This is a genomic window from Streptomyces sp. NPDC006259, from assembly GCF_042870975.1.
Lineage (GTDB): Bacteria > Actinomycetota > Actinomycetes > Streptomycetales > Streptomycetaceae > Streptomyces.
On sequence record NZ_JBIAHY010000001.1, the window covers coordinates 270,252 to 291,097 of the forward strand.

Here is a 20,846-nt window from a genome sequence, read left to right on the forward strand (position 1 = left end):
GCGTGGCGAACGGCGGACCGGTTCAGCACGGCTATCCACACCTGGACACGGTGCGGGAGGCCGTCACCGCGCTGTACAGACGGCTGTCGTACGACACCGTCCACCGGTTCGCGACCAGTGTCGCCCCCGTCGACGTGGCGTTCTGCGACACCGACGACCTGCATCTGGGGGCGCAGCGGGTGGCGGGGGAGCTGGTGCGGCACTTCCGGCTGCCGGATGCCCGGATGATCGTCGGGTTCCGCGAGATGCGGCACGCGGCCAACGTCGAACTGACGGCGGGGCCCGAGTACTTCATCGAGCTGAACGACCGGTTCCGTACCCATCGGCGGGACATCGGCGCGGCCCTGGCGCACGAGATCGCGCATGTCTTCCTGCACCGCGTGGATCTGACGTTCCCCGGCACCCGCGACAACGAGATCCTCACGGACACGGCCACCGCCTATCTGGGCGCCGGGTGGCTGCTGCTCGACGCCTACCGGGAGGACGCCTCCTCCTCGCAGAAGCTGGGGTATCTGACGCCGGAGGAGTTCGGGTACGTGCTGGCCAAGCGGGCGCTGGTCTTCGGCGAGGACCCGTCGACGTGGTTCACCAGCGCGCAGGCGTACACGGCGTACGCGAAGGGCAGGGAGCGGGCCGGCTCGGACGAGCGGCAGCCGCCGCTGACGGCCGCGGGGTGGGCGGGGCGGCGGCGCTACGCGCGTGACCGGCGGCACGCCCAGGAGACCCCGGCGCCGGCCGCCGCGCCGGGTGCTCCGTACGCCTTCGTGCCGGACGCGCGGGGGCCGTTGCGGGTGACGTTTCCCTGCCCCACCTGCCTCCAGCGGATCAGGGTGCCGGTACGGGGGCGGGTGCGGGCGCGGTGCGGGTTGTGCCGGACGGTGCTGGAGTGTGACACCTGAGGCCTCCGGCCCCCGGAGCGAAGCACGGTCGGCGGGCCGGACCCCGACGGTGGTGCCGGCGCGGTCCGCCGCGACGAACGGCCTACGTTCCGTGAACCCGCCCCGGGCGCTCCGCCTCGCTCAGCAGTTTCCGCACCCCCTCCCCCACCTCGCCGGGGGTCCACCGGGCCCCTTTGTCGGCCGTCGGGCCGGGGCGCCAGCCCTCCATGACGGTGATGCGGCCGGCCTCCGCCTCGAAGACACGGCCGGTGACGCCGTCGCTCGCGGCGGAGCCGAGCCAGACGACCAGGGGGGAGACGTTCTCGGGGGCCATCGCGTCGAAGCCGGTGGCGGGCGCGGCCATGGTGGTGGCGAAGACGCGTTCCGTCATGCGGGTGCGGGCGGCGGGGGCGACGGCGTTGACGTGGACGCCGTAGCGGGCGAGTTCGGCGGCGGCGACCAGGGTGAGGGCGACGATGCCGGCCTTGGCGGCGCTGTAGTTGCCCTGTCCGACCGAGCCCAGCAGGCCTGCCCCGCTGCTCGTGTTGACGATCCGGGCGGTGGGGGTGCGGCCGGCCCCGGCCTCGGCGCGCCAGTGTGCGGCCGCGTGCCGGAGCGGGAGGAAGTGGCCCTTGAGGTGGACCCGTACGACGGCGTCCCAGTCGTCCTCGTCGAGGTTGACCAGCATCCGGTCGCGCAGGAAACCGGCGTTGTTGACGAGGGTGTCGAGCCGCCCGTACGTCTCCAGGGCCGCCGTGACCAGGGACGCGGCGCCCTCGTTCGTGGCGATGTCGGCGCCGTGGGCGATGGCGTGGCCGCCCGCCGCGCGGATCTCGTCGACGACGCGGGCGGCCGGGCTGCCGGGGTCCGGGGTGCCGTCGAGTCCGACGCCGAGGTCGTTGACGACGATCCGGGCGCCCTCGGCGGCGAACGCGAGGGCGTGGGCGCGGCCGAGGCCCCGGCCGGCGCCGGTGACGACGACGACCCGGCCCGCGCAGATTCCGCTCATGTCATGGCTCCTTGTCGGCGGGTGCGGCCGTGGCCGCGTCGAGGAACGCGGGCCGCTCCCCGCCGCCGTGGACGAGGAGGCTCGCCCCGCTGATGTAGGCGGCGGCGTCGGAGGCGAGGAAGAGGGCCGCGGCGCCGACGTCCGCCGGTTCGGCCAGGCGTCCGAGCGGGACGGTGCGGGAGACGGCCGCGATGCCGTCGGCGTCCCCGTAGTGCAGGGCGGAGCGGTCGGTGCGGACCATGCCGACGACGAGGGTGTTGACGCGGATCTCCGGCGCCCATTCCGCGGCCATCGAGCGGGCGAGGTGTTCCAGGCCCGCCTTGGCCGCGCCGTACGCGGCCGTGCCGGGCGAGGGGCGGCTCCCGCTGACGCTGCCGATCATCACGATCGAGCCGCGGGCGCGGCGCAGGTGTGCGTGGGCGGCGAGGGACACCGTCAGAGGGGCGAGGAGGTTGAGTTCCAGGACGCGCAGGTGATGGCCGGTGTCGGCACGGGCGAGCGGGCGGTGGGGGGCGCCGCCCGCGTTGTTGACGAGGACGTCGAGTCGGGGCAGGGCGCTGAGGGCGCGGTGGACGGCGTCGCCGTCGCGCACGTCGAGCGGTATGAACTCCGTGCCGGGGACGGGGACTCGGGGTGGGTGACGGGCGCAGACGACGACCTGGGCCCCCGCGGCCGCGAGGGAGCGTGCGATCCCGGCGCCTATGCCGCGGGTGCCGCCGGTGACGACGGCGACCTTCCCGTCCAGCTCCATCCGCGCTACCTTCCGCCTAACAAACGTTTGGTGGAAAGGTAGCTGATGCTTCCATGGGTGTCTCCACCTCGTCCCCGGAAAAGGGGATTTCGTTGGTCACCGTCGACGTCCCGCCGGTGAACGCCCTTCCGGCGGACGGCTGGTTCGCGCTGGCCGACGCCGTGCGCGGGGCGGGCCGGGACCCACGGGCGCGGTGCGTGGTGCTGGCCGCGGAGGGACGGGGCTTCAACGCGGGCGTGGACATCAAGGAACTCCAGGCGGGCGGTGCGGCCGCGCTCGTCGCCGCCAACCGCGGCTGCTTCGAGGCCTTCGCGGCGGTGTACGAGTGCGAGGTGCCCGTGGTCGCCGCCGTGCAGGGCTTCTGTCTGGGCGGTGGCATCGGCCTGGTGGGGAACGCGGACGCGATCGTGGCGGCCGAGGACGCCGTGTTCGGGCTGCCCGAACTCGACCGGGGCGCCCTGGGCGCCGCCACGCATCTCGCCCGGCTGGTGCCCCGGCACCTCATGCGCGCCCTGTACTTCACCTCCCGCACGGCGAGCGCGGCCGAGCTGCACGCGCACGGCTCGGTGTGGCGGGTCGTACCTGCCGGCGAACTGCGTTCCAGCGCCCTGGAGTTGGCGGGCGAGATCGCCGCCAAGGACGGGGAGCTGCTCCGCCTCGCCAAGGCCGCCATCAACGGCATCGACCCGGTCGACGTGCGCCGCAGCTACCGCTTCGAGCAGGGCTTCACCTTCGAGGCGAGCGTGCTCGGGGTGGCCGACCGGGTCCGTGACAGGTTCGGGAAGGAGGGGGCGGGTGGCTGACAAGACGATGTCCGCCGACGAGATGGCCGGCCGGCTGGCCGACGGGATGACCCTCGGCATCGGCGGCTGGGGCTCGCGCCGCAAGCCGATGGCCCTGGTCAGAGCGGTGCTCCGGGCAGGGATCGGCGACCTCACGATCGTCTCGTACGGCGGTCCGGACGTCGGCATGCTGGTCGCCGCCGGACGGGTCCGCAGGCTGGTCGCCCCGTTCGTCACCCTCGACTCGATCCCGCTCGAGCCGCACTACCGGGCGGCCCGCGAGCGCGGCGGCGTGGAGCTGACGGAGATCGACGAGGCGATGTTCATGTGGGGACTGCGCGCCGCCGCGCACCGGCTGCCCTTCCTGCCGGTGCGGGCCGGCATCGGCTCGGACGTCATGCGGGTCAACCCCGCGCTGCGGACGGTGACCTCGCCCTACGACGACGGGGAGACGTTCGTGGCGGTGCCGGCGCTGCGCCTGGACGCCGCGCTGGTCCACGTCAACCGTGCCGACCGGCTGGGCAACGGGCAGTACCTGGGCCCCGACCCGTACTTCGACGACCTCTTCTGCGAGGCGGCGGCCACGGCCTACGTGTCCTGCGAGCGGATCGTCGGGACGGCCGAGCTGACGAAGGACGCGCCCCCGCAGACGCTGCTGCTCAAACGGCACACGGTGACCGGTGTCGTGGAGGCTCCGCACGGGGCGCACTTCACGTCCTGCGCGCCCGACTACGGACGGGACGAGGATTTCCAGAGGATGTACGCGACCACGCCCTGGCCCGAGTTCGCGGCGCGGTACCTGGCCGGTGACGAGCAGGCCTGGCGGTCGGCCGTCGGGGAGGGGGCATGACGGAGGTCACCCGCGCCGAGTACTGCGTGATCGCCTGCGCCGAGGCCTGGCGGGACGCCGGTGAGATCCTCGCCTCCCCCATGGGCGTGATCCCCGCCATCGGCGCCCGCCTGGCCCGCCGCACCTTCGCGCCGGACCTCCTCCTCACCGACGGCGAGGCGTTCCTGGTCGGCCCGGACGGCGCCGTCGAGGGCTGGCTGCCGTACCGGCAGCACCTGGCGCTGGTCACCGGCGGACGGCGGCACGTGATGATGGGCGCGAGCCAGATCGACCGGTACGGCAACCAGAACATCTCCTGCATCGGCGACTGGGAGAAGCCGAGACGGCAGCTGCTCGGTGTGCGCGGCGCACCGGTCAACACCCTCAATCACCCGACCAGTTACTGGGTCCCCCGGCACTCCCGGCGGGTCTTCGTCGAGCGGGTCGACATGGTCTGCGGGGTCGGGTACGACCGTGCCCTCGACGCCCCGTACCACCGCATCCCGCGCGTCGTCTCCGACCTGGGCGTCTTCGACTTCGCCACCGCGGACCGGTCGATGCGGCTGGCGTCCCTGCACCCCGGCGTGACCGTCGCGCAGGTGCGGGAGGCGACCGGGTTCACGCTCACGGTCCCGGACGAGGTGCCGTACACGCGGCGACCGACGGCCCCGGAACTGGAGCTGATCCGGGACGTGATCGATCCGGCCGACACGCGGACACGTGAGGTCGGGCACTGATGGAGACGGCGCTGACCCGGCTGGTCGGGGTGCGGCACCCGATCGTGCAGACCGGGATGGGATGGGTGGCGGGCCCGCGCCTGGTCTCGGCGACGGCGAACGCGGGCGCGCTGGGGATCCTGGCGTCCGCCACCATGACGCTCGACCAGTTGCGCGAGGCGGTGCGCGAGGTGCGGTCCCGCACGGACGCGCCCTTCGGCGTCAACCTCCGTGCCGACGCGGCGGACGCCGGTGAGCGGGTGGCGATCATGATCGAGGAGGGCGTACGGGTCGCGTCCTTCGCGCTCGCGCCGTCCGCCGGGCTGATCGCGGAGCTGAAGGCGGCGGGCGTCGTCGTGATCCCGTCCGTGGGGGCCCGCAGGCATGCCGAGAAGGTCGCGGCCTGGGGTGCGGACGCCGTCCTCGTGCAGGGCGGGGAGGGCGGTGGTCACACCGGCGAGGTCGCGACGACGGTGCTGTTGCCGCAGGTCGTGGACGCCGTGGACATTCCCGTCGTGGCGGCGGGGGGCTTCTTCGACGGGCGCGGCCTGGTCGCCGCGCTGGCGTACGGCGCGTCGGGGATCGCGATGGGCACCCGGTTCCTGCTGACGTCGGACTCGACGGTGCCGGACGCCGTGAAGGCCCGGTACCTGGCGGCGACGGTCAAGGACGTCACGGTGACGACCGCCGTGGACGGACTGCCTCATCGCATGCTCCGCACGGACCTGGTCGACGCCCTGGAGGGAGCGGGCCGTACGAGATCCCTGGCCCGCGCGGTCCGCCGAGCCGCCGGCCTGCGGAGGCTGTCCGGCCTCACCTGGCCCGCGATGATCCGCGAGGGCCTCACCATGAGACACGGCAAGGATCTGTCCTGGAGCCAGGTCCTGCTCGCCGCCAACACCCCCATGCTGCTGCGCGCCTCGATGGTCGAGGGACGTACGGACCTGGCCGTGATGGCCTCGGGGCAGGTGGCCGGCGTGATCGACGACCTGCCTTCCTGTACGGAGCTGGTGGAGCGCGTGATGCGAGAGGCCGGGCAGGTCCTTCGCTTCCTGAACGGGTAGGACTGCACGACGACCGGGCTCCGGGACACCGGAGCGACGGGACACCAGGACGCCAGGACGGATTTCCTCCAGATGTCCTGGGCGCCGGACGGCAGGGCCACGTTCCCCTACGGCGCACCCACGCAGGACCGAGGGCCGTATGTCGTCTGGCGCCGAATCGGCACCCACTCGAACTTCGGACGCCCCTGAACGCTGCCTGACTGCGGGCCGCACGACATGGCACGGCCCGTCCCTCACAACCGTTCGATGATCGTCACATTGGCCTGACCGCCGCCCTCGCACATGGTCTGGAGGCCGAACCGGCCGCCGGTGCGCTCCAGTTCGTGCAGCAGGGTGGTCATCAGCCGGGCACCGGTGGCGCCGAGCGGGTGGCCGAGGGCGATCGCGCCACCGTTGACGTTGACCCGGGCGGGGTCGGCGCCGGTCTCCTTCAGCCAGGCCAGCACCACCGGCGCGAAGGCCTCGTTGATCTCGACGAGGTCCAGGTCGTCGACGGACAGGCCGGTCTTCTTCAGGGCGTGCGCGGTGGCGGGGATCGGCGCGGTCAGCATGCGGATGGGGTCCTCGCCGCGCACCGAGAGGTGGTGGACGCGGGCGCGGGGCCGCAGCCCGTGCTCGCGGACGGCGTGTGCCGAGGCGAGCAGCAGGGCGGCGGCGCCGTCGGAGACCTGCGAGGAGCAGGCGGCGGTGACGGTCCCGCCGTCGAGGACGGGCTTCAGCGCGGCCATCTTCTCCAGGGAGGTGTCCCGGCGCGGCCCCTCGTCGACGGTGGTCCGGCCGAGGGCGACGGTCTCCCGGACGAAACGGCCCTCGTCGATCGCCCGCAGCGCCCGCCGGTGGGAGCGCAGCGCGAACTCCTCCTGGTCCTGCCGGGTGATGCCCCACTTCGCGGCGATCATCTCGGCGCCGGCGAACTGGTTGACGGGCCGGTCGCCGTAGCGGGCGCGCCAGCCCTCGCTGCCGGCGAAGGGGCCCTGGGTGAGGCCCAGCGGTTCGGCGGCCTGCCGGGTGGCGAAGGCGATCGGGATCTGGGACATGTTCTGCACGCCGCCCGCGACGACCAGGTCCTGGGTGCCGGACAGCACGGCCTGCGCGGCGAAGTGCACGGCCTGCTGCGAGGACCCGCACTGCCGGTCCACGGTCACGCCCGGCACCTCCTCGGGCAGTCCGGCGGCCAGCCAGCAGGTCCGGGCGATGTCCCCGGCCTGCGGTCCGACGGCGTCCAGACAGCCGAACACGACGTCCTCGACGGCGGCCGGGTCGATGCCGGAGCGCGCGACGAGTTCCTTGAGCACATGGGCGCCGAGGTCGGCCGGGTGGACCCCGGCGAGCCCTCCCCCGCGCCGCCCGACGGGCGTTCGGACCGCTTCGACGATGTAGGCCTCGGCCATGGCGACTCCCCAGACTCCCCGTTGGGTGGCGTGCGTGCGGGTCAGGTGCGTACGGCGATCCCGTCCAGCACCATCGACAGGTACTGCCGGGCGATCTCCTCCGGGCTGTGCTGTCCGCCGGGCCGGTACCAGGAGGCGGCGACCCACACCGTGTCCCGCACGAACCGGTAGGTGAGACGGACGTCGAGGTCGGCCCGGAAGACCCGGGCGGCGACCCCCTGCTCCAGCGTGGACAGCCACGCCTTCTCGAACCTGCGCTGCGACTCGGCGAGGAACGCGAACCGTTCCTGCGCGACGAGTTGCCTGCTCTCCTTCTGGTAGATCGCCACGGCGGCGCGGTGCCGGTCGATCTCCCGGAACGACTCGGTGACCAGGGCTTCGAGGGTCTCGCGCGGGCCGAGGCGGGCGGCCAGGACGGTGTCGTAGCCGTCCCACAGCTCGTCGAGGAAGGTGCGCAGGATCTCCTCCAGCATCGATTCCTTGGAGTCGAAGTGGTAGTAGAGGCTGCCCGCGAGCAGGCCCGCGTGGTCCGCGATCTTGCGGACCGTGGTGGCGTTGTAGCCCTGCTCGGCGAAGACCTCGGCGGCGGTGGAGAGGAGTTCGCCGCGGCGGTCGCGCGCGGCGGCGGCCGCGGTCGGCTCCGCCGCGGTCACCTGGGACTTCTTCTTCGTAGGCACGCGCACATTGTCGCCCCCGCCTCAGGCCCGCTGTCCGCTGACCGACACGACCTCGCCGGTCAGGTACGAGGAGTAGCCGGAGGCGAGGAAGACGATCGCGTTGGCGACCTCCCAGGGCTCGGCGTGCCGCCCGAAGGCCTCGCGGGCGGTGAGTTCCTCCAGCAGTTCCGGGGACGTGACCTTCGCCAGGTGGGGATGGATGGCCAGGCTCGGCGCCACGGCGTTGACCCGCGTCCCGTAGGCCACGGCCTCGACCGCCGCGCACCGGGTCAGCGCCATCACACCGGCCTTGGCGGCGGCGTAGTGCGCCTGCCCGGCCTGGGCGCGCCAGCCGAGGACGGAGGCGTTGTTGACGATCACGCCGCCGCCGTCCTGGTCGCGGAAGTGCCGCAGCGCCGCCCGCACGCACCGGAACGTCCCCGTCAGGGTCACGTCCAGCACCCGGGACCACTGCTCGTCGCTCATGTCGGCGAGCGCCGAGGTCCCGCCGAGCCCCGCGTTGTTGACGACGACGTCCAGGCGACCGTGGGCGTCGACGGCCGCGCCGAACAGCCGGCGCACCTGGTCCTCGTCGGTGACGTCGCAGGGCACCGCCGCGACCGCCGCCGCGCCGAACTCGGCGGCCAGCGCGGCCTCGTGCTCCTTGAGCCGCCGGGTGTGCGCGTCGCTGATCAGGACGCGTGCGCCCTCCTCCAGGAAGCGCCGCGCGGTCGCGCCGCCGATGCCCGCGCCGGCCGCGGCGGTGAGCACGGCGGTACGCCCGCGCAGCAGCCCGTGTCCCGGCACGTACGACGGACTCTCGACGTCTGTCATGGCAGCACGCTAACCTACCAAACACTTGTTAGGGAAGGTGGGTCGGGTCATGGATCTCGGGTTCACGCGCGACGAGGAGGCCTTCCGGGCCGACGCCCGCGCCTGGCTCGCGGCACACGTGCCGGCGGTGCCGCCGCCCTCCCTGGAGACGGCGGAGGGTTTCGCCGCGCACCGCGCGTGGGAGGCCGAACTGGCAGCGGACCGCTGGTCGGTGGTCGACTGGCCGCAGCGGTACGGCGGCCGGGACGCCGGTCTGATCGGCCGGCTGGTCTTCGAGGAGGAGTACCACGCGGCGGGCGCCCCCGGCCGCGTCGGGCAGAACGGCGTGAGCCTGCTCGCCCCCACCCTCTTCGCCCACGGCACCGAGGAGCAGCGCATCCGTGTCCTGCCCCCGATGGCCACCGGCGAGGTGGTCTGGGCGCAGGCGTGGTCGGAGCCGGAGGCCGGTTCCGACCTGGCGTCCCTGCGGTCCAGGGCGGTGCGCGCGGACGGCGGCTGGCTCCTGAGCGGCCAGAAGACCTGGTCCTCACGGGCGGCCTTCGCCGACCGCGCCTTCGGCCTGTTCCGCAGCGACCCGGACGCCCCGAAACCCCATCAGGGGCTGACCTACGTCATGTTCGACCTGCGCGCCCCCGGTGTCACGGTCCGTCCGATCGGCCGGCTGGACGGGAAGCCGGCGTTCGCCGAAATCTTCCTGGACGAGGTCTTCGTACCCGAGGAGGACGTGATCGGCGAGCCCGGCCGGGGCTGGCGGATCGCCATGGCGACGGCGGCCGACGAGCGGGGGCTCACGCTCCGCTCCCCCGGTCGCTTCCTGGCGAGCGCCGACCGACTGCGGGCGCTGTGGCGGGACCGGGGCAGCCCCGAGTGGGCGCGGGAGAAGGTCGCCGACGCACTGATCGGCGCCCGCGCCTACCAGTTGTTCACCTTCGCGGCGGCGTCCCGGTATCTGACGGGCGAGCCGCTGGGCCCGGAGTCCAGCCTGAACAAGGTCTTCTGGTCCGACTACGACCTCGCGCTGCACGAGACGGCCCTCGATCTCCTGGGCCAGGAGGGCGAGTTCGCGGACACGGACTGGACCGAGCGGTACGTGTTCGCGCTGGCCGGCCCGATCTACGCGGGCACGAACGAGATCCAGCGCGACATCGTCGCCGAGCGCCTGCTGGGCCTGCCGAAGGGGCGCCGCTGATGCGCTTCCTCCTCGACTCCGAACAGCGGGACTTCGCCCGCTCGCTGGACGCTCTGCTCGGCGCCTCCGACACCCCCGCCGCGATCCGGGACTGGAGCCGTGGCGAGCACGGACGCGGACGGGCGCTGTGGAGTCGCGTCGCGGAGGCCGGGGTGTTCGCGCTGGCGGTCCCCGAGGAGTATGACGGCCTGGGGCTGCGGCCGCTCGAACTGGCCGTCGCCTTCGTCGAGTTGGGACGCCACGCGGTGCCGGGACCGTTGGTGGAGACGGTCACGGTGGCCTCGCTGCTGGGGGGCACCGGTCATGCGAAGCGGTTCCTGCCCGGTATCGCCGCCGGGCGCAGCACGGCCACCCTCAGCCGCGAGGGGTTCCTCGCGCTGGACGGCGACGCGGCCACGCACCGCTTCTCCCTCTCCCCCGACGGTCTTCGGCTGGCCCCCGGCCACGGCCCGGTGCGCGGCTCCCTGGACCCGGCCCGCCGCCTCACCCCGCTGCTGCCGGGCGGCGAACTCCTCGCCCCGCCCGCGCCGCACGCGCCGGCCCTGGCCCGTCTCACCACCGCGGCCCAGGCCCTCGGCGTCGGCCTGGCGCTCCTGGACCGCACGGTCGCGCACGTCGGCCGGCGCACCCAGTTCGGGGTCCCCGTCGGGTCGTTCCAGGCGGTGAAGCACCGGCTGGCCGACGCGAAGATCGCGCTGGAGTTCGCCCGCCCCCTCGTCCTCGGCGCCGCCCTCACCATGGACCCGGCGGACGTGGCCGCGGCGAAGGTCGCGGCCTGCGAGGCGGCGTACACCACCGCCCGGACCGCGCTGCATCTGCACGGCGCGATCGGCTACACCGCGGAGTACGACCTGTCGCTCTGGCTCACCAGGGCCCGTGCCCTGCGGACCGCCTGGGGCACCCCGCGGGAGTGCCGCGACGACGTCCTCTCCACGGCCTGACTCCGCGGTCCGCGTGAGCGCGGAGCGGATCAGCCGCCCGACTCGGCGGCCCAGCTCAGCCGTCCATCTCAGCCGCCCGGCTCGGCGGCCCTGATGAGCGGCGCGGATCAGCGGCGCGGGCCCACGATGCCCTGCGCCCGCGCCGCCACCAGCCACTTGGGGAACTCGCCCACCAGCCGGTCGTACAGCTGGGCGTCCGACATCCCGCGCGGATCGGCGCCCGCGTGGAAGAAGCCGGCGTTGTCGACGGCCCGCTTCCGGGGCACGGGCAGGTCGTCGAGCTTGCGCAGGAAGTCGAACTGCTTGCTGTCCTTGTCCCCGAACCCGACGAACTGCCAGAACAGCGGCAGCGTCGACGCCTTGCACAGATACCGTTCGGCGGCGAGTCTGTTGATGGGCCCGCCGTCGGTCTGGAAGACGACGAGAGCCGGCTCGCGGGCACCGCTGTCGAGATAGTGGTCGATGACCGCGTCCATCGCCAGGTGATAGCTGGTCCTGCCCATGTGCCCGAGACCGGCCACGATCCGGTCCACCCGCCCCTGGTGGTCGGCGAGCGCGATGTCGGTGACGGCGTCCACGTCGGTGGAGAAGAACACCACCGGCACCCGCCCGTCGTCGTCGAGATGCGCCGACAGACCGAGGACCCGGTCGGCGAGCGCCTGCACGCTGCCGTCCCCGTAGTACGGCTTCATCGACCCCGAGTAGTCCACGACCAGGTAGACGGCGGCCCGCTGCCCGTCCAGGCCGTGCTTCGTGAGGGACACCCCGGCGCTCTTGTACAGGCTGACCAGCGCGGGTGCCGTCTCCTGGATCTTGCTGAGACTGATCGCGACCATGCGCCACACCTTCCCACACCGGGACATGCGGCGGCGCCTGCCCGGTCGTCCGGTCGGGGACAGTGGGGCAGACGCCGTCTCGGGGGGTGTCCGGGGGCGAGCCCCCGGACATCCCGCCCGTACGCCTTTGTACGGGACGCTTGGTGACCGGCCGTCAGACCATCAGGGAACGGTCGGTCGGCCGGATCGGGGCCGGCAGGTCGCTGACGCCGGTCAGGAAGCGGTCGACGCCGCGGGCGGCCGAGCGGCCCTCCGCGATCGCCCACACGATGAGGGACTGGCCGCGGCCGGCGTCACCGGCGACGTACACGCCCGGCACATTGGTCTGGAAGTCGGCGTCGCGGGCGATGTTGCCGCGCTCGTCCAGCTCCAGGCCGAACTGCTCGACCAGGCCGTTCTCCCGGTCGGTGCCGGTGAAGCCCATGGCGAGGGTGACCAGCTGGGCGGGGATCTTGCGCTCCGTGCCCGGCTTCTGGGTCAGCCTGCCCTCGACGAACTCGACCTCGGTGAGGTGCAGCCACTGGACGTTGCCGTCCTCGTCGCCCTCGAAGTGGGTGGTGGAGACGGAGTAGACCCGCTCGCCGCCCTCCTCGTGCGCGCTGGTGACCTTGTAGAGCATCGGGAACGTCGGCCACGGCTGGGCGACCGGGTTCCGGTCCTCGTTCGGCCGCGGCATGATCTCCAACTGGGTGACCGAGGCCGCGCCCTGGCGGTGGGCGGTGCCCACGCAGTCGGCACCGGTGTCGCCACCGCCGATGACCACGACGTGCTTGCCCTCGGCCGAGATGGGGGGCGCCACGAAGTCGCCCTCCTGCACCTTGTTGGCCAACGGCAGATACTCCATGGCCTGGTAGACGCCCTTGAGTTCACGGCCGGGGACCGGGAGGTCACGGGCGGTCGTGGCGCCGGCGGCGATGACGACGGCGTCGTACCGCTTCTTCAGGTCGGTGGCCTTGAGGTCGCGGCCGATCTCGATGCCGGTACGGAAGCGGGTGCCCTCCGCGCGCATCTGCTCGATACGGCGGTTGATGTGCCGCTTCTCCATCTTGAACTCGGGGATGCCGTACCGCAGGAGGCCTCCGACGCGGTCCGCGCGCTCGTAGACGGCGACGGTGTGCCCCGCCCGGGTCAGCTGCTGGGCGGCGGCGAGACCCGCCGGGCCCGAGCCGATGACCGCGACCGTCTTGCCGGACAGCCGCTCCGGGATCTGCGGGGCGACGTCACCGGTCTCCCACGCCTTGTCGATGATCGAGACCTCGACGTTCTTGATGGTGACCGGCGGCTGGTTGATGCCGAGCACACACGCCGACTCGCACGGAGCGGGGCACAGCCGGCCCGTGAACTCCGGGAAGTTGTTCGTGGCGTGCAGGCGCTCGGAGGCCGCCGACCAGTCCTCGCGGTAGGCGAAGTCGTTCCACTCGGGGATCAGGTTCCCCAGCGGACAGCCGTTGTGGCAGAACGGGATGCCGCAGTCCATGCACCGGCTGGCCTGCTTGCCGATGATCGGCAGCAGCGAGCCGGGGACGTAGACCTCGTTCCAGTCCTTGACGCGCTCCTCGACGGGGCGGGACTTGGCGACCTCGCGGCCGTGGTTGAGGAAGCCCTTGGGATCAGCCATTGGTCGCCGCCTCCATCATCTTCTCGGTGATCTCGGTCTCGGAGAGACCGTCTCGCTCGGCGGCGTCCTTGGCGGCGAGCACTGCCTTGTACGTGCTGGGGATGATCTTGCTGAAGCGTTCCACGGACGTGGACCAGTCGGCGAGCAGCTTCTCGGCGACCGTCGAGCCGGTCTCCTCGGCGTGGCGGCGCACCACGTCGTGCAGCCAGGCCCTGTCCGTGTCGTCGAGCGCCTCGACCGCGCCGAGGTTGCCGACGTTGACGTGGTCGCGGTTCAGGTCGATCACGTAGGCGACGCCGCCGGACATGCCGGCCGCGAAGTTGCGGCCCGTCTCGCCGAGGACCACCGCGTGACCGCCGGTCATGTACTCGCAGCCGTGGTCGCCCACGCCCTCCGAGACGACCGTCGCGCCGGAGTTGCGGACGCAGAACCGCTCGCCCGTCCGGCCGCGCAGGAACAGCTCGCCGCCGGTCGCGCCGTAGGCGATGGTGTTGCCGGCGATCACCGAGTACTCGGCGAGGTGGTCGGCGCCCCGGTCCGGGCGGACGACGACCCGGCCGCCGGAGAGGCCCTTGCCGACGTAGTCGTTGGCGTCGCCCTCCAGGCGCAGCGTGACGCCGCGCGGCAGGAAGGCGCCGAAGGACTGGCCGGCCGAGCCGGTGAAGGTGATGTCGATGGTGTCGTCGGGCAGGCCCGCGCCACCGAACTTCTTCGTCACCTCGTGGCCGAGCATGGTGCCGACCGTGCGGTTGATGTTGCGGATCGCGACCTGGGCGCGGACCGGCTGGGCGTCGGTCGCGGAGTCCGCGGCCAGCGCGTCGGCGGCGAGCCTGATCAGCTCGTTGTCGAGCGCCTTCTCCAGGCCGTGGTCCTGCTCGACGACCTGGTGGAGCGAGGCGCCCTCGGGCAGCGACGGCACGTGGAACAGCGGCTCCAGGTTCAGGCCCTGGGCCTTCCAGTGGTCGACGGCACGCTCGACGTCGAGGACCTCGGCGTGGCCGACGGCCTCCTCGATCGAGCGGAAGCCCAGCTCGGCGAGGAGCTCGCGGACCTCCTGCGCGATGAACTGGAAGAAGTTCACCACGTACTCGGCCTTGCCGTTGAACCGGTCGCGCAGCACCGGGTTCTGGGTGGCGATGCCGACCGGGCAGGTGTCGAGGTGGCAGACGCGCATCATGACGCAGCCGGAGACGACGAGCGGCGCGGTCGCGAAACCGAACTCCTCGGCGCCGAGGAGCGCAGCGATGATCACGTCACGGCCGGTCTTCAGCTGCCCGTCGGTCTGCACCACGATCCGGTCGCGCAGGCCGTTGAGCAGCAGGGTCTGCTGGGTCTCGGCGAGGCCCAGCTCCCAGGGACCGCCCGCGTGCTTCAGCGAGGTCAGCGGGGAGGCGCCGGTACCGCCGTCGTGGCCGGAGATGAGCACCACGTCCGCGTGGGCCTTGGACACGCCGGCCGCGACCGTGCCGACGCCGACCTCGGAGACCAGCTTCACGTGGATGCGGGCCTGCGGGTTGGCGTTCTTGAGGTCGTGGATCAGCTGGGCCAGGTCCTCGATGGAGTAGATGTCGTGGTGCGGCGGCGGGGAGATCAGGCCCACGCCCGGCGTCGAGTGACGCGTCTTGGCGACCCACGGGTAGACCTTGTGGCCGGGCAGCTGGCCGCCCTCGCCGGGCTTGGCGCCCTGCGCCATCTTGATCTGGATGTCGTCCGCGTTGACCAGGTACTCGGAGGTCACGCCGAAGCGGCCGGAGGCGACCTGCTTGATCGACGAACGGCGCGCCGGGTCGTACAGCCGGTCCGCGTCCTCGCCGCCCTCACCGGTGTTGGACTTGCCGCCCAGCTGGTTCATGGCGATGGCGAGGGTCTCGTGCGCCTCCTTGGAGATGGAGCCGTACGACATGGCGCCGGTGGAGAAGCGCTTGACGATCTCGCTGACCGGCTCGACCTCGTCGATGGAGATCGGCTGGCGGCCCGAGCTGAAGCCGAACAGGCCGCGCAGCGTCATGAGGCGCTCGGACTGCTCGTTCACGCGGTCCGTGTACTTCTTGAAGATGTCGTAGCGGTTGGCACGCGTCGAGTGCTGGAGGCGGAAGACCGTCTCCGGGTCGAACAGGTGCGGCTCGCCCTCGCGGCGCCACTGGTACTCGCCGCCTATGTCCAGCGCGCGGTGCGCCGGCGCGATGCCGCTGGCCGGGTAGCCCTTGGCGTGGCGGGCCGCGACCTCCTTGGCGATGACGTCGATGCCGACGCCGCCGATCTTGGTGGCCGTGCCGTTGAAGTACTTCGCGACGAAGGCGTCGTCGAGACCGACGGCCTCGAACACCTGGGCGCCGCGGTAGGAGGCGACGGTCGAGATGCCCATCTTGGACATGACCTTCAGGACGCCCTTGCCGAGGGCGTAGATCAGGTTGCGGATCGCCTGCTCGGGCTCCATGCCGTCGAGGAAGGTGCCCGCGCGCAGCAGGTCCTCGACGGACTCCATCGCCAGGTACGGGTTGACCGCGGCGGCGCCGTAACCGATCAGCAGGGCGACGTGGTGGACCTCGCGGACGTCGCCGGCCTCGACCAGCAGGCCCACCTGGGTGCGCTGCTTGGTGCGGATGAGGTGGTGGTGGACGGCCGCGGTGAGCAGCAGCGACGGGATCGGCGCGTGCTCGGCGTCGGAGTGGCGGTCCGACAGGACGATGAGGCGGGCGCCGTTGGCGATGGCCTCGTCGGCCTCGACGCAGATCTCCTCGATCCGCGCGGCCAGCGCGTCCCCGCCGCCGTGCACCCGGTAGAGGCCGGACAGGGTCGCGGCCTTGAAGCCGGGCATGTCGCCGTCGGCGTTGATGTGGATGAGCTTGGCCAGCTCGTCGTTGTCGATCACCGGGAAGGGCAGCACGACGGAGCGGCAGGACGCGGCGCTCGGCTCGAGCAGGTTGCCCTGCGGGCCCAGCGCGGAGCGCAGGGAGGTGACCAGTTCCTCGCGGATCGCGTCCAGCGGCGGGTTGGTGACCTGCGCGAACAGCTGGGTGAAGTAGTCGAAGAGCAGCCGCGGGCGCGAGGACAGCGCGGCGATCGGCGAGTCGGTGCCCATGGAGCCGATCGGCTCGGCGGCGGCCTTGGCCATCGGCGCGAGCAGGATGCGCAGCTCTTCCTCGGTGTAGCCGAAGGTCTGCTGGCGGCGGGTGACCGAGGCGTGCGTGTGCACGATGTGCTCACGCTCGGGCAGGTCGCTCAGCTCGATCTCGCCGGCTTCCAGCCACTCCGCGTAGGGGTTCTCGGCGGCGAGCTGGGCCTTGATCTCGTCGTCCTCGATGATGCGGTGCTCGGCGGTGTCGACGAGGAACATCCGGCCGGGCTGGAGGCGGCCCTTGCGGACGACCTTCGCCGGGTCGATGTCGAGGACGCCGACCTCGGAGCCGAGGACGACGAGGCCGTCGTCGGTGACCCAGTAGCGGCCGGGGCGTAGACCGTTGCGGTCGAGGACCGCGCCGACCTGGACGCCGTCGGTGAAGGTGACGCAGGCCGGGCCGTCCCAGGGCTCCATCAGGTTGGAGTGGAACTGGTAGAAGGCGCGGCGGGCCGGGTCCATGGAGTCGTGGTTCTCCCACGCCTCCGGGATCATCATCAGCACGGAGTGCGGCAGCGAGCGGCCACCGAGGTGGAGCAGCTCGAGCACCTCGTCGAAGGACGCCGAGTCGGAGGCGTCCGGCGTACAGATGGGGAAGACGCGGTCGATGCGCTCCTGGTCCCCGAAGAGGTCGGAGACGAGCTGCGACTCGCGGGCCGCCATCCAGTTGCGGTTGCCCTTGACGGTGTTGATCTCACCGTTGTGCGCGACGAAGCGGTACGGGTGGGCGAGCGGCCACGACGGGAAGGTGTTCGTCGAGAAGCGCGAGTGGACGAGCGACACGGCCGAGGCGAAGCGGCGGTCGGACAGGTCCGGGAAGAAGGGCTCCAGCTGGCCGGTGGTCAGCATGCCCTTGTAGACGATGGTGCGCGCGGACAGCGACGGGAAGTAGACGCCCGCCTCGCGCTCGGCGCGCTTGCGCAACACGAACGCGGCGCGGTCGAGGTCGATGCCCTTCGAGGCGCCGTCGGTCACGAAGACCTGGCGGAAGGCGGGCATCGTCGAGCGGGCGGTGGCGCCCAGGAGTTCGGGGGCGACCGGGACCTCGCGCCAGCCGAGGACCGTCAGGCCCTCTTCGGCGGCGATCGTCTCGATGCGCGAGATGGCGTCCTGGAGGCCGTCCTCGGGCAGGAAGGCGATGCCGACGGCGTAACCGCCGGCCTCGGGCAGCTCGAACCCGGTGACCTCGCGCAGGAACGCGTCGGGGACCTGGGTGAGGATGCCCGCGCCGTCGCCGGAGTCCGGCTCGGAGCCGGTGGCGCCGCGGTGCTCGAGGTTGCGCAGAACGGTCAGCGCCTGCTCGACCAGCGTGTGGCTCGCCTCGCCGGTGAGGTTGGCCACGAAGCCGACGCCGCAGGCGTCGTGCTCGTTGCGGGGGTCGTACATACCCTGCGCAGCAGGGCGAGCATCCATGAAAGACCAGTTCTGGCCATTCGCGGAATGCTGGGACGGCTGGCGCGGCGTACGCATCGGCTCTCCCGTCGTCGTCTCAAGTGGCATATCTGCTGGCGAAGGGACGACGTTGGCCCTCTGCGTAACGCAAAATTTCGTGCAGGTTACATGATGGAGCGGTTCTCGGGAACCGGATACTCCGTTCCAACATGCGGACGCCGTGGGGTGGCGGCGGGGTGCCGCACGGGCGGCTGAAAAGTGTGTGGGGACCGGACCGGACACCCTCGGTCGGATCGGTGTCCGTCGGTCCGCAGGGGGGCGGAGCGGGCGTCGTAGCCCACCCAGCGGGTGCGTCGCGGGCGTCATTGCCCGCAGCGCGTACGGCTCATGCCCGGTGGTTAAGCGTTCGAAACCAGCGAGTAACGGCTACTTATGCGGCCCATCGCATAAGTAGCAGCCGATCTATCCTACGGCCGTTCCGAAGAAAGTGCCCAGGGCGTACGTCACACCGGCCGCCGCACCACCGAGGACGAGCTGGCGCAGCCCGCTGTACCACCAGGTCCGCGCGGTCACCCGGGACACCACGGCACCGCACAGGAACAGTCCGAGCAGGGCGAGCAGCACGGCCGGCCACAGCACGGTCGCGCCGAGCAGATAGGGCAGGAGGGGCAGCAGCGCGCCCAGCGCGAAGGAGCCGAAGCTGGACACCGCGGCCACCAGCGGCGAGGGCAGGTCGGAGGGGTCGATGCCCAGCTCCTCGCGGGCGTGTATCTCCAGCGCCTGCTCGGGATCGCGCGACAGCTGCGAGGCGACCTGACGGGCCAGAGCGGGCTCGACGCCGCGGGCCTCGTAGAGCGCGGCCAGCTCGGCCTCCTCGTCCTTCGGGTGCTTTCTCAGCTCCCGGCGCTCGACGTCGAGTTCCGCCTCGACGAGTTCGCGCTGCGAGGCGACGGAGGTGTACTCTCCGGCGGCCATCGAGAAGGCGCCGGCGGCCAGGCCCGCGAGACCGGTGAGGACGATGGTCTGCCGCTCGACCGCTCCCCCGGCGACACCGGTCATCAGAGCGAGGTTGGAGACCAGGCCGTCCATCGCGCCGAAGACGGCCGGCCGCAGCCAACCGCCGTTCACATCGCGGTGGGTGTGATTGTCGCGGTGCGCCTCGTGCAGCGCCGCCTCGGTCTCGATGAGAGCCATGCCTGTTCTCCAAGGGTCTCCGCGCCGCCCGGACGTCGCCCGGACAGGCCTTTTGGACTCATTCCATTCTTTGACAACACCCAGACTATGCCCGCCCATTCCTTCCCGCCAGCAAGGAAAGGCTCCGCTAACCTGCGGTTTTACCCGAGCACGCTCATTCGATCGGGAGGCTGCACAGATGTCGACCGGGTGATATGGAGGCTTCGCAGGCTCAGGTCAACCGCCGACGGTGGGACACATCCGCAAAGGGCTCCGCACCCGTGCGCGGCCCCCGGAGGAGAGGCCCCGTATGGCATCGACCGCCTGCATGCCCCCGGTCCCCACGCCGGGGGACGCCACCGGCCTGCGCGACCGGGCCCGCGGCGCGCTGCTCGGCCTGGCCGTGGGCGACGCCCTCGGCGCACCGGCCGAGAACCTCAAGCCCTCCGAGATCCGGGCCCGCTGGGGCCGGATCACGGGCTACGTCGCCGACCACCCGGCCGGCACCGACGACACCGAGTACGCGATCTTCTCGGGTCTCCTGCTGGCCCGGCACGGCTCCGCGCTGACCCCCGCCGACGTGGAGGCGGCCTGGCACCGGTGGATCGCCGACCTCGACGAGGGACCGTTCCGCGGGGCGGGCTTCAGCGAACGCGGCACCCTGGAGAACCTGCGCCGGGGCCTGGCCGCGCCCATCTCCGCCCAGCACCGGCACGCCTGGAGCGACGGCCTCGCGATGCGCGCGGCCCCCTTCGGCGTCTTCGCCGCGGGCCGCCCGGCCGAGGCGGCCCGCCTGGTGGCGATCGACGGCTCGGTGAGCCACGACGGCGAGGGCATCCACGGCGGCCGGGCGGTCGCGGCGGGCGTCGCGGCCGCGATGGCGGGAGCGCCGCCGGTCGCCGTGGTCGCCGCCGCCCTGGCCGTGATCCCCGACGACTCCTGGACGGCCCGCTCCCTGCGCCGCGCGGTCGCGGTGGCCCACCGCGGCGAACGCGCGGTCCGCTCCGCCGTCGTCATCGGCGGCTACCCCTGGACCGACCTGGCCCCCGAGGCGGTCGCCCTCGCCTTCGGCGCGTACGCGGCGGCCGACGGCGACTTCGTCCAGGCCGTCCTCACGGCCGTCAACATGGGCCGCGACGCCGACACGACGGCCGCGGTGGCGGGCGCCCTGGCCGGCGCCGGCCAGGGCGTCTCGGCGATCCCCCCGCACTGGGCGGCGGCCATCGGCCCGGCCCGCGGCAGCTGTCTGCCGTCGATGTCCGGCCACCACGTCCTGGACGTGGCCGACCTCCTGGTGCCGGGAGCGGCCGCATGAGGCCGCCGGGCCCGTGGGCCGAGGGAGCAACGGGCGGCCCGGCGACCCTGCCACCGCCGACGGACGAGACGGGCACGGGCGCCGACACCGGCACGGGTGCGGGCACGGGTGCGAGTGCAGGTGCCGGCACGGGTGCGGGCACGGGCGCCGCGAACGGCACGCCCACGGCGGAGCCGTCCGGCCCCCCGGCCGCCGACGACGGAGACGCCACGGGCCGCACGCCCACGGTGCGGCCGACCGGTCCCGCGACCGTCGAGGACGCAGACGCCACGAACCGCACCGCCACGGCGAAGCCCACCGGTCCCGCGACCATCCGGGACACGGCCGCCACGAACCGCACCGCCACGGCAAAGC

Annotated in this window: 17 protein-coding genes and 1 pseudogene; 9 read left to right on the plus strand and 9 right to left on the minus strand. The window is 72.6% G+C overall.

Annotation, left to right across the window (positions count from 1 at the left end):
* Window positions 1-2: 2 nt before the first annotated feature.
* Entirely contained in the window at window positions 3-899 is an 897-nt protein-coding gene (locus ACFYO5_RS01215) for a hypothetical protein (RefSeq protein WP_388702798.1), read from the plus strand.
* A gap of 82 nt (window positions 900-981) precedes the next feature.
* Here the strand turns inward: ACFYO5_RS01215 and ACFYO5_RS01220 are convergent, their stop codons facing one another.
* Window positions 982-1,887, minus strand: a complete 906-nt coding sequence (locus ACFYO5_RS01220; RefSeq protein WP_388702800.1) for an SDR family oxidoreductase — start codon at window positions 1,885-1,887, stop codon at window positions 982-984.
* Window position 1,888: 1 nt separating this feature from the next.
* Complete coding sequence (locus ACFYO5_RS01225; RefSeq protein WP_388702803.1) at window positions 1,889-2,638, minus strand: SDR family oxidoreductase; 750 nt, start codon at window positions 2,636-2,638, stop codon at window positions 1,889-1,891.
* Between the two features lie 53 nt (window positions 2,639-2,691).
* Between ACFYO5_RS01225 and ACFYO5_RS01230 the strand changes: the two genes are divergently transcribed.
* Genes ACFYO5_RS01230 through ACFYO5_RS01245 form a run of 4 tightly spaced genes read left to right on the plus strand, consistent with a single transcriptional unit; the run spans window position 2,692 to window position 6,029 of the window.
* Complete coding sequence (locus ACFYO5_RS01230; protein WP_388702805.1) at window positions 2,692-3,441, plus strand: enoyl-CoA hydratase family protein; 750 nt, start codon at window positions 2,692-2,694, stop codon at window positions 3,439-3,441.
* The gene (locus ACFYO5_RS01235; protein WP_388702807.1) at window positions 3,434-4,270 is read left to right on the plus strand and encodes a CoA transferase subunit A; all 837 of its coding nucleotides are present in this window, start codon (window positions 3,434-3,436) and stop codon (window positions 4,268-4,270) included. The genes ACFYO5_RS01230 and ACFYO5_RS01235 overlap by 8 nt, the downstream gene beginning before the upstream one ends.
* Complete coding sequence (locus tag ACFYO5_RS01240) at window positions 4,267-4,986, plus strand: CoA-transferase subunit beta (RefSeq protein ID WP_388702809.1); 720 nt, start codon at window positions 4,267-4,269, stop codon at window positions 4,984-4,986. Before ACFYO5_RS01235 ends, ACFYO5_RS01240 begins: the two co-directional genes overlap by 4 nt.
* Complete coding sequence (locus tag ACFYO5_RS01245; RefSeq protein ID WP_388702811.1) at window positions 4,986-6,029, plus strand: NAD(P)H-dependent flavin oxidoreductase; 1,044 nt, start codon at window positions 4,986-4,988, stop codon at window positions 6,027-6,029. The genes ACFYO5_RS01240 and ACFYO5_RS01245 overlap by 1 nt, the downstream gene beginning before the upstream one ends.
* A gap of 233 nt (window positions 6,030-6,262) precedes the next feature.
* Here the strand turns inward: ACFYO5_RS01245 and ACFYO5_RS01250 are convergent, their stop codons facing one another.
* The 3 genes from ACFYO5_RS01250 to ACFYO5_RS01260 are packed head-to-tail and all read right to left on the minus strand — an operon-like array spanning window position 6,263 to window position 8,910.
* Entirely contained in the window at window positions 6,263-7,420 is a 1,158-nt protein-coding gene (locus ACFYO5_RS01250) for an acetyl-CoA C-acetyltransferase (RefSeq protein ID WP_388702814.1), read from the minus strand.
* A gap of 41 nt (window positions 7,421-7,461) precedes the next feature.
* Window positions 7,462-8,097 (minus strand): TetR/AcrR family transcriptional regulator, encoded by a 636-nt coding sequence (locus ACFYO5_RS01255; RefSeq protein ID WP_388702817.1) that lies wholly within the window; start codon window positions 8,095-8,097, stop codon window positions 7,462-7,464.
* Window positions 8,098-8,118: 21 nt separating this feature from the next.
* Entirely contained in the window at window positions 8,119-8,910 is a 792-nt protein-coding gene (locus ACFYO5_RS01260; RefSeq protein ID WP_388702819.1) for an SDR family oxidoreductase, read from the minus strand.
* Between the two features lie 49 nt (window positions 8,911-8,959).
* Between ACFYO5_RS01260 and ACFYO5_RS01265 the strand changes: the two genes are divergently transcribed.
* Together ACFYO5_RS01265 and ACFYO5_RS01270 are read left to right on the plus strand one after the other, a co-directional pair.
* Window positions 8,960-10,099 (plus strand): acyl-CoA dehydrogenase family protein, encoded by a 1,140-nt coding sequence (locus ACFYO5_RS01265; protein WP_388702822.1) that lies wholly within the window; start codon window positions 8,960-8,962, stop codon window positions 10,097-10,099.
* Window positions 10,099-11,040, plus strand: a complete 942-nt coding sequence (locus ACFYO5_RS01270) for an acyl-CoA dehydrogenase family protein (RefSeq protein WP_388702825.1) — start codon at window positions 10,099-10,101, stop codon at window positions 11,038-11,040. Before ACFYO5_RS01265 ends, ACFYO5_RS01270 begins: the two co-directional genes overlap by 1 nt.
* A gap of 107 nt (window positions 11,041-11,147) precedes the next feature.
* Here the strand turns inward: ACFYO5_RS01270 and ACFYO5_RS01275 are convergent, their stop codons facing one another.
* From ACFYO5_RS01275 to ACFYO5_RS01290, 4 genes are all read right to left on the minus strand, one after another.
* Entirely contained in the window at window positions 11,148-11,876 is a 729-nt protein-coding gene (locus ACFYO5_RS01275) for a vWA domain-containing protein (protein ID WP_388702828.1), read from the minus strand.
* 154 nt (window positions 11,877-12,030) lie between these two features.
* On the minus strand, window positions 12,031-13,494 hold the full coding sequence (locus ACFYO5_RS01280; RefSeq protein ID WP_388702830.1) for a glutamate synthase subunit beta: 1,464 nt from the start codon (window positions 13,492-13,494) through the stop codon (window positions 12,031-12,033).
* Window positions 13,487-18,082 carry a glutamate synthase large subunit gene (gltB, locus tag ACFYO5_RS01285; RefSeq protein ID WP_388702832.1) on the minus strand — a complete coding sequence of 1,532 codons (4,596 nt, stop codon included), beginning with the start codon at window positions 18,080-18,082 and terminating at the stop codon, window positions 13,487-13,489. Before gltB ends, ACFYO5_RS01280 begins: the two co-directional genes overlap by 8 nt.
* A gap of 384 nt (window positions 18,083-18,466) precedes the next feature.
* Window positions 18,467-19,198 carry a VIT1/CCC1 transporter family protein gene (locus ACFYO5_RS01290; protein ID WP_356558812.1) on the minus strand — a complete coding sequence of 244 codons (732 nt, stop codon included), beginning with the start codon at window positions 19,196-19,198 and terminating at the stop codon, window positions 18,467-18,469.
* Window positions 19,199-19,487: 289 nt separating this feature from the next.
* On the opposite strand from ACFYO5_RS01290, the gene ACFYO5_RS01295 reads away from it, so the two are divergent.
* Together ACFYO5_RS01295 and ACFYO5_RS01300 are read left to right on the plus strand one after the other, a co-directional pair.
* Window positions 19,488-20,492: an ADP-ribosylglycohydrolase family protein gene (locus tag ACFYO5_RS01295; protein ID WP_388702835.1), complete on the plus strand. Its 1,005-nt coding sequence runs from the start codon at window positions 19,488-19,490 to the stop codon at window positions 20,490-20,492.
* A pseudogene (locus ACFYO5_RS01300) lies at window positions 20,489-20,846 on the plus strand (hypothetical protein); the annotation flags it as partial. The gene ACFYO5_RS01295 and the pseudogene ACFYO5_RS01300, both read left to right, overlap by 4 nt.